Source organism: Pseudomonadota bacterium (genome assembly GCA_030859565.1).
Taxonomy (GTDB): Bacteria; Pseudomonadota; Gammaproteobacteria; order JACCXJ01; family JACCXJ01; genus USCg-Taylor.
The window spans coordinates 1-7,705 of sequence record JALZJW010000157.1; the positions used below are offsets into that span (position 1 = coordinate 1).

Below are 7,705 nucleotides of genomic sequence, written 5' to 3' on the forward strand. Positions count from 1 at the left end.
CGCCACCCGTTACACTGTGTTTCCATAAGGCCGTCCTCGTCATTGTGCATAACATGCTGATCGAACACATATTATGCCACGAGATACGGCCTTTTTCTTGGCTATCGGTGAGAAATCCGGGCTAGCGTCGTCTTTGCCATGTGGTGTGCGCATCAGACGTGAGCAATGAGGTCGCGCACGTGTGCTAAGTGTTGTGGACCCAGCTCTTCTTCTTCCTCTTCGCGGGTGGTGGCGTTGTAGTAATAATACCTTTCGGGTTCGCCGGCAGGCACCACAATTTCGAGATCCTGGTTGTTCCGATGCCACTCGGCTTGCACGCCACCGTTCGATAGCGGAGTAATTACGGGCGGGGTAGAGCTATCGATCAGTAAATCAGAGAGGTGGTTGAGCAGCCGGACGACGTGCTGGCGATTTGTGGGCTTGGAATCGTAACTATCCCATCCTGGCTGCAGACCCCAGCGTACAGCCAGTGAACTCAGTACGGGTAGGACCCATGATGGCAACCCCGCGCCGTCGTCGAGATAGGTTAGTAGAACAGTTTGATCGCCAATCGGGAGGTACACATTGATGCACTTAGGCTCTGGTAGCGACACAGCGGGCGGAATTCTTTGTCGGCGTGCAAACACATCCGCATGCTGAGTGGTCGCGGCATTGCTCCCCTGGTACCGCAACTGAGAAGCAAAGGCGCTGGCTCCTTCATACGTTTTCTCCGCAACTGCGTTCATGCTATTTTTCCCTCCAGACTTGATGCATTTGTAGGGTGGTGAGTTGCTTGAACGATTTCACAACACATCGACGCCCGATGTCGAAGAAGTCAACCCCATTACCCCAAATACCTCTCGCGGTTAGGTTCATCACGTACATCGGCTTGTTATCACGAATCGTTCGTGCCGGTTGCACGTCCACGTGCAGGCGGCCAATCCATTCCTCGCTAGGACCCAAGATCGGGAAGCGTGCACGAAATCCGAGATCCTCTGCTCTCCCTGGGTATGTCGGAGCGCTGGGTTGCCTCCAAAACGTAAAGACCTTTTCGATTTCATCCCACGTGTTCCATCCCTCGCCGGCGACAATGTGATTGACGTAGGTCACTTCACACTGGTTGACCCTTGTCTCGCCCAGCCCTTCGTCGGCAAGAAAAGCCTGAAACTCCCGATAGTCATGCTCGAACGCAGGTTTGATCACGGGCTCGTAATGGGGATACTCCGGTTGGTCGTCATTTTTACGCCAGTTCTTGATGAAGCGATCATTCTGGATCTGAATCATCTCTGTCCCGGTGCTATTCAATAACCAAAGCCGCTGCGGGGAGAGAGTCTCCTGAGCCTCGAAGCGCAACTGAACGCCCCGTGATAAGGCCTCGGCGGACTTTTCTAGAACGTGAGGTAGAGCAGGGTGATCTTCGGTATGTGGAAATCGGGCGCGGACACGCTGCCAGAAGAGCCCGAAATGCACCGATCGCACGGCCGCGAGCTTTTCGAACTGAACGGAAAGGACAGTTTCTACGACAGGGGGGTTGTCGAAATTGGGAAGGTCGCGCTCGGCATACTCAAACATGGCCGATCCAAAACGACTTTAAGCTGCAGTTAGGCATAGCTCTCGATAAACACACTATATAGCACATCGACAGGCGGCTTCAATGGGGGGGCCATATAGCGCTACATGGGTATGAGGGTGACGAAGGCGGCGAGCTGTCAAAGCTGCCCGCCGCCGCGCAGGGCCGCCGCTCAGCTCCGCGACCGGGCACGACCCCCCATGTCCGGCGAGTAGTTTCAAGCGATCCACTAACAGCCGGTTTTTACGCCGGCCAGGCGCTCGGGTCAAAGCTGCTCCCCGATTTTGCGAAACAGATTCATGCGGTTATGTCTCGCAGCAGCCCGAACCTTTCCGCGGTGCCCGCCCATGATCGTAGCTCGGCGCCTTCTGCCTCGGCGGACAGCCGTTGATAAGTGCGCCAGTGCATCCACTTGGGCTTATCCGGCATACCAAGGCAATTCGGATCACCGCTTAATCTGGCGTAGATTTTCCGCGCCCGGCGTATTGCTCGATCACGCGCCGCTTCCCGCTGGCTCTCATAGGCCAGCCGGTAGCAGTGCCGACAGGCGAATATTCCGCCGCCGTAGAGAATTGCCACGCGCCGCCCGCATCTCTTAGCCGGGCAGCAAAACCAAGGCCGCTCCCCGCCAAAGTTACAGGGTGTCCAGTCCAGCCGTACGGGGTAGCTTTCATCCCTCCAATCCTCGCCGCCGCTTCGATGGCGATAGGGAGAATCACTCGGCCAATTTCAGCGCGTACTCGAATGGATGCTACGGTTTCACCGTCACGCGACCCATTGCCAGCCGAAGGCGTGGCGCGGCCGTTTGGCCGCGCGCCTCGAGCAGCACCTAACGATACACACCGGCGCCATGTTGCATACCACCGAGGTTATCCACACCGCGGATGAAAAACGCGCGTTGTTCGAGCGTACCGGCGCGCTCGCCTCGCTCAACCGCGCCGCCGGAATTGCCGGTCTATCGATCAGCCGTGGCGAATAAGGCCGCGCTAAACAGGCTGGACGTCGATGGATAAGGCCGATTGGCCGTCACCGTGAGACTATACGTCGCCGGCTGGATAGCGGGCGGCAGCGTTACTATGACCTGGTTCGGAGAAAAGCTTTCGACATTCAAGACGCGATCGCCCAATCTTACCGTCGGTAGCACAGTACCGAAATAATTGCCGAAAATGACCATCGTGTGCTCGTTGGAGTCCACCATGGCACTGAGTATTACCGGTGGCACGGTTCTCGGCGAACCCGGCCCAGCGGCGTTAGCGGTATATCCAACTGACGTAAGTCCAATGAGGACCAAAAGCGCTTTTGCAGTTACATTGAGCATATTCCCCACCTCTGATATTTACCAACCGTTGTTTATACAGTTGCAGCAAAGAATGGATAGGTGTATCCGTATTGTCGTGCTGCCACCCTACTCCCTTGCCACCACAGCACCCGACGCTCTTACCCGTCCCGTCCCTGAGCGCATTGCGGTAAGAACACGCTCGGGACCTAGAATATCGGGTGCAGCGTTAGAGTTCTGTGACTTTTTTCACAAAAGATACGAAATAGTTACGCATCGCCGTCAAGCGGCTTTTCGTCAGAAGCGCTGTTTTCCAAACGCCTCGGGGAAGCGGGATGCGCTATGTGCGCGCGGAGCGCCACAGCCGGTACACCGGCAACCCGGCCAAGACCAAAAGCAGGCCGATGAGGCGGGTCTTCTCACTTCCCCGCTGAACATTGGCAGCATAAGCAACCTATAAATACTAAGCAGGGCGCCGCCTGAAAAGACTCATACAGCACTATTGACGATATCTCATTGCCGTCACAAAGACCGAGAGCGTCGCGACCTGCAGCCGAGGCAATCCCCTCAGATCACGACGCTGCAAGCACGACGGCGATGCCCTGAGCGAAACCCTTGAGCGATCCGGTGATCGTCAAAACCTTGCCGGATTTCGAGTCCTGAAACATCACCTCCATCGTGCGCGCAGCCTTGAGCGTGGCGATCACTTTGTCATCGATGGGCACCACGGCGCGGCAGCCCGTCGGCGCGCACTCTAAGAGCTGCATCTTGAACTCGTTCTTCTCCGGCGCTCTCAGAGTGATGCCGTAGGGAATCGAGAGTCCGAGCGGGGCACTGACCTCGAGGTAGGGTTTGCCGTCGCTCTTCGCCGCAATGAACTCGACGATCTTGCGGCCCTGATCGTCGGTGAGCGTCTGACGCAGCAGACAATGCTGCGTGCCGTCATTGCCGGCCACGCACTCGACAACCCAGTCGCCGAAGGTGATCGATTGGGGTTGTGCCCTTGGCAGCGGATGAGCTTTCGGTTGGGATTGCGCTTGGGGTTGCAGGGGCGCCTTTGCACGGGCCTGCCCGGCAGAAGCTGGGCCGCTCAGAGCCGCGGGCATGGAGAAGACGAGTGCCACGCCCAGAAGGGAGCGGCTCACACGTCTGGGTGCCCTGGTGCGAATGGGAAAATGCCGGAAGCCCGTCATGGCCGGAGGCTATCAGATCGAAGCGCGACTGTCCGTGGCTTCAAAGTTGGCCCTCGCCCGAAAGTCCTCGCTACCAGCCGATCGAAACGCCGATGGCGCCGGAGACCTCGTTTCTGCTGTTGGCCCCGACGCCGCCGCTCACCACGAGATTGGTGGTGGCCACCCAGTTTAACTTCGCAGCGTAGCCCTCTTGGCCGTTGTAGCTGCCGACCGCCAAGCCAAGCGAAACATCCTTGCTAGGAACCACGGGCACGCTCGCGAGCGCGAGCGCCATGGCGACCCCGGCATCGAGATCGTTGAGGCGCTGGTCGTGTTGGGCGATCGTTGCAGAGTTGTCGGCGATCATTGCCTGAACGGCCGGTGCGAGCCGGTCATGGGTGACCGCTCCAAGCGCGATCTTGTCGGTCGTCACCGCGGCATTCTGGATGTTGCCCGTGGCCACCGAGTTGAGCGCGAGCTTCTGATTGCTGATCGCCCCGTCTTGGATCTTGGTCGTCGTGACGGCATTGTCCTGGATGTTCGTGGTGCCGACGGCGTCGGTCGCCAACTTTGCGTTGGTCACCGCGCCGTTCTGGATGTTTGTCGTGCCGACAGCGTCGGTAGCGAGCTTAGCGTTCGTGACCGCCGCATCTTGGATCTTAATGGTTGTTATCGCGCCGTCCTGAACCTTCGCGGTAGTGACAGCTCCGTCCTGGATGTTGGCTGTTGCGACGGCATTCGCGGCAAGCTTAGCATTCGTGACCGCTCCATCCTCGATCTTGATGGTTGTGATCGCGCCGTCCTGAACCTTGGCCGTCGATATGGCGCCGTCCTGAACCTTTGCGTTCGTGACCGCACCATCTTGGATCTTTGCCGTCGAGACGGCGTTGTTCTGAATATTGGTCGTGCCGACGGCGTCGGTCGCCGAGCTTCGCGTTGGTGACGGCGCCGTTCTGAATGTTGGTCGTCGCGACGGAGTTGACCGCCAGGTCTGCGTTTGAAACGGAGCCATCCTGGATCTTGGCGCTGTTGACGGCGTTGTTGGCGATCTTGGCCGTCGTTACGGCGCCATTGGCAATCTTCGCAGTGGTGACAGCATTGTCTGCAATCAGGGCTGTTGTGACGGCGGTGTTGCCGATCTTCGCGGTCGTGATGGCGCCGTTGGCGATGTTGCCGGTCGTGATCTCGAGGGGTTGAATGGTGCCCGTTCCGCAGGGCGGCACGGCGCATCCCACGACGACGACGGCCTGGGCACTCGTCAAGAAAATTAAAGTGGCCAAAAGAAAAACCCCGGCGGCAGTGATGAGCCCGCCGGCCCGAACGATACCCATCACTCCAAGCAATCGCGCTCTCCCAACGGAGCAGATTGACATGCCTTAGTTCCCGCGCGACTTATGCGCGACACCCAAACTTCTCAGCATATACTAAAGGATGCACGAGATAAACAGGCTTAAGGCTGTGCGGGGCACTAGAACGGATCTGTGTGAGCGTCGTCTCGGCTTCGCGCGGAGCGGTGGTGTTCAGGACAAAGCCGTTAGCAGCCGCGCCGGATGTCAGAAAGGCGTCATAATCTCGATAGACCGAATGCAGCGCTTCGAATCCTACTCCGTCCGGATCTTCGCCTGCTGAAGCTTCAGATACGTGATTGTCAACGAGTTAGCCCCTCTGGATGTTCCCCCCAAACACTCGAATGTGTCCCCACCACCTAGTGTTTGCCAGCCTAGCCAACACCAGCCGGTCACTTCGCAAGCGTCATGCCTAGCAACGAGAAACCGGTCGCTCGTGCGAAGTATCATTTGGACGCTATGCGCGCGCGGGGCGCCACAGCCGGTATACCGGCAACCCGGCCAAGACCAAAAGCAGACCGAGCCCCGCGTTGAGGCGGGTCTTCTCGGCGAACAGCAGGACCAGACAGATACAACCGGCGACGCCGATATATACCGCCGGCAGGATGGGGTAGCCGAAGGCGCGGACTGCACGCTCGGCGCCGGCGCGGCCCCGGCGCAGCACGAACACCCCGGCGATGGTAAGCATATAGAAGAGCAAGACCACAAACACGATGTAGTCGAGCAGATTACTGTATAGATTGCTGTATTGGCCGCTCGCGCTGTCATAGGTGCGCGGCAGGGTAAGCACCGCGCTCCAGATGCCTTGTATGATCAACGCGATCCCAGGGACACGATACCTGTTCAAGTTGCCGATGCTTTTGAAGAACAAGCCATCGCGGGCCATCGAGTAATACACGCGCGCCCCGGCCAGGATCAAACCGTTATTGCATCCGAAGCAGGAAATCATGATGGCGATGGCCATGATCGTCTGCGCATGTTCTCCCAAGATGACCTCGGCCGCGGCGACGCCGACGCGATCCTCGGCGGCATGCTGGATCGCCTCCAGAGGCAGCGTAGCGAGATAGACCATGTTGGCCAAAAGATAGAGCAGAATGACCAGTGCCACACCGAAGGCCATGCTGAGCGGCACGTTGCGTTCGGGGTTCTTGACCTCGCCCGCCGCGAAGGTGATGTTGTTCCAAGCATCGGCGGCGAAGAGGGCACCGACCATGGCGGTCGCGATGACCGGGATCAATGCCAAGGATCCGATGGGTTCGCCGTTCGCGAACGGTGTCCAGAAGTCGGCGGTATGCAGGGCGGCTTCGGGACGCTTTCCCACCAGGAAACCCAAGCCGATCAAACCGGCGAGGGCCCCGATCTTGGCGAGCGTAAAGAGAACCTGGATCCATTTACCGGTTCGCAGGCCGGTGAGATTGGTGCCGGTGAGCAACAGAACCGAAAGGATCGCCACCAGTTGTTGGGTCGAGAGCGACAAGGAGAGATCGCCGACGCCGGGAAGCGCGAGCAAACCTCCGTCGAACACCAGGTGATGCGGGGAGATCTCGGGCCACAAGCCACCAAGGAAGCGGGAAAAGGCGATGGCGACGGCCGCGATGGTGCCGGTTTGAATCACGAGGAACAAGGCCCAGCCGTACAGGAAGGCCCACTTCGGTCCAAATGCTTCCCGCAGATACACATATTGTCCGCCGGCCTGAGGCAGCATCGCGGCCAGCTCGCCGTAGCTCAAGGCCGCGATCAGCGTTAATAGTCCCGCGATGATCCAAACCACCAGCAGCCATCCCGGCGATCCCACCTGGCGCGCGATGTCGGCCGAGACGATGAAGATCCCCGAGCCGATCATCGAGCCCGCGACGATCATAGTCGAGTCGAGCAGACTCAGGCCGCGGATGAACTTTTTTTCCACGGGCGGAATCTTCAGAGCTTCCCTAAACCGAGTCACAATGCTCCCGCATCCAATCGAAACCGCGATAGCGCCACGTGATTAGTACGCGATCGATGTTTCCGATGCACACGGGGGCGGTGCTCAGCCTGCCTGAGTCCGTTCAAGTACCTCTCCAAACGGCACCTGAGCGAACACCCCAAAAAGAGCGTTGGAACTTAGCCGGCTTCGCGACAGTTTAGGCGACGTCAACCCACACAGGAACCGGGCGAACGCCCGCGGATCAGCGAGCGGGCTCGGCTGCTCGGCGCGCAGCGCTGCGGCCCGGCGCCAGATGGATGCATCGATGGTGACCGCGAGGCGCCCCAGCAGACGCGCGGGGCGACGGCCGCCGAGGCACCACGAGCAGTGCCCGCACATCCGGCCAAGGGTTTCGCCAAAATGCTCGCCAAGCCGCGCGGCCTGACAACCGTCGTGCGC

Annotated in this window: 10 protein-coding genes; 1 reads left to right on the forward strand and 9 read right to left on the reverse strand. The window is 59.1% G+C overall.

The features are described 5' to 3' along the window. Positions 1-152: 152 nt before the first annotated feature. The 3 genes from M3436_17625 to M3436_17635 form a co-directional block, all read right to left on the reverse strand. Positions 153-725, reverse strand: coding sequence for a hypothetical protein (locus tag M3436_17625; protein ID MDQ3565839.1), 573 nt, complete (start codon positions 723-725; stop codon positions 153-155). A gap of 1 nt (position 726) precedes the next feature. Then, positions 727-1,551, reverse strand: coding sequence for a TIGR04255 family protein (locus M3436_17630; protein ID MDQ3565840.1), 825 nt, complete (start codon positions 1,549-1,551; stop codon positions 727-729). Positions 1,552-1,846: 295 nt separating this feature from the next. Then, positions 1,847-2,128 carry a hypothetical protein gene (locus M3436_17635; GenBank protein MDQ3565841.1) on the reverse strand — a complete coding sequence of 94 codons (282 nt, stop codon included), beginning with the start codon at positions 2,126-2,128 and terminating at the stop codon, positions 1,847-1,849. A 169-nt stretch (positions 2,129-2,297) separates the two neighbouring features. On the opposite strand from M3436_17635, the gene M3436_17640 reads away from it, so the two are divergent. Further along, positions 2,298-2,528 carry a hypothetical protein gene (locus tag M3436_17640; protein MDQ3565842.1) on the forward strand — a complete coding sequence of 77 codons (231 nt, stop codon included), beginning with the start codon at positions 2,298-2,300 and terminating at the stop codon, positions 2,526-2,528. Here the strand turns inward: M3436_17640 and M3436_17645 are convergent. The 6 genes from M3436_17645 to M3436_17670 all read right to left on the reverse strand — a co-directional run. Beyond that, a complete protein-coding gene (locus M3436_17645) occupies positions 2,505-2,771 on the reverse strand; it encodes an IPT/TIG domain-containing protein (protein ID MDQ3565843.1) in 267 nt (88 codons plus the stop codon). The two genes, M3436_17640 and M3436_17645, sit on opposite strands and share 24 nt — an antisense overlap. Positions 2,772-3,397: 626 nt before the next feature. Continuing rightward, positions 3,398-3,949 (reverse strand): invasion associated locus B family protein, encoded by a 552-nt coding sequence (locus M3436_17650; protein ID MDQ3565844.1) that lies wholly within the window; start codon positions 3,947-3,949, stop codon positions 3,398-3,400. Positions 3,950-4,088: 139 nt separating this feature from the next. Beyond that, positions 4,089-4,580 (reverse strand): YadA C-terminal domain-containing protein, encoded by a 492-nt coding sequence (locus M3436_17655; protein MDQ3565845.1) that lies wholly within the window; start codon positions 4,578-4,580, stop codon positions 4,089-4,091. Between the two features lie 166 nt (positions 4,581-4,746). Further along, on the reverse strand, positions 4,747-5,340 hold the full coding sequence (locus M3436_17660; GenBank protein ID MDQ3565846.1) for a hypothetical protein: 594 nt from the start codon (positions 5,338-5,340) through the stop codon (positions 4,747-4,749). Positions 5,341-5,800: 460 nt separating this feature from the next. Next, positions 5,801-7,204: an amino acid permease gene (locus tag M3436_17665; protein ID MDQ3565847.1), complete on the reverse strand. Its 1,404-nt coding sequence runs from the start codon at positions 7,202-7,204 to the stop codon at positions 5,801-5,803. 165 nt (positions 7,205-7,369) lie between these two features. Then, positions 7,370-7,705: RecQ family ATP-dependent DNA helicase (locus M3436_17670; protein MDQ3565848.1), on the reverse strand; the 336-nt coding region annotated here is incomplete at its 5' end.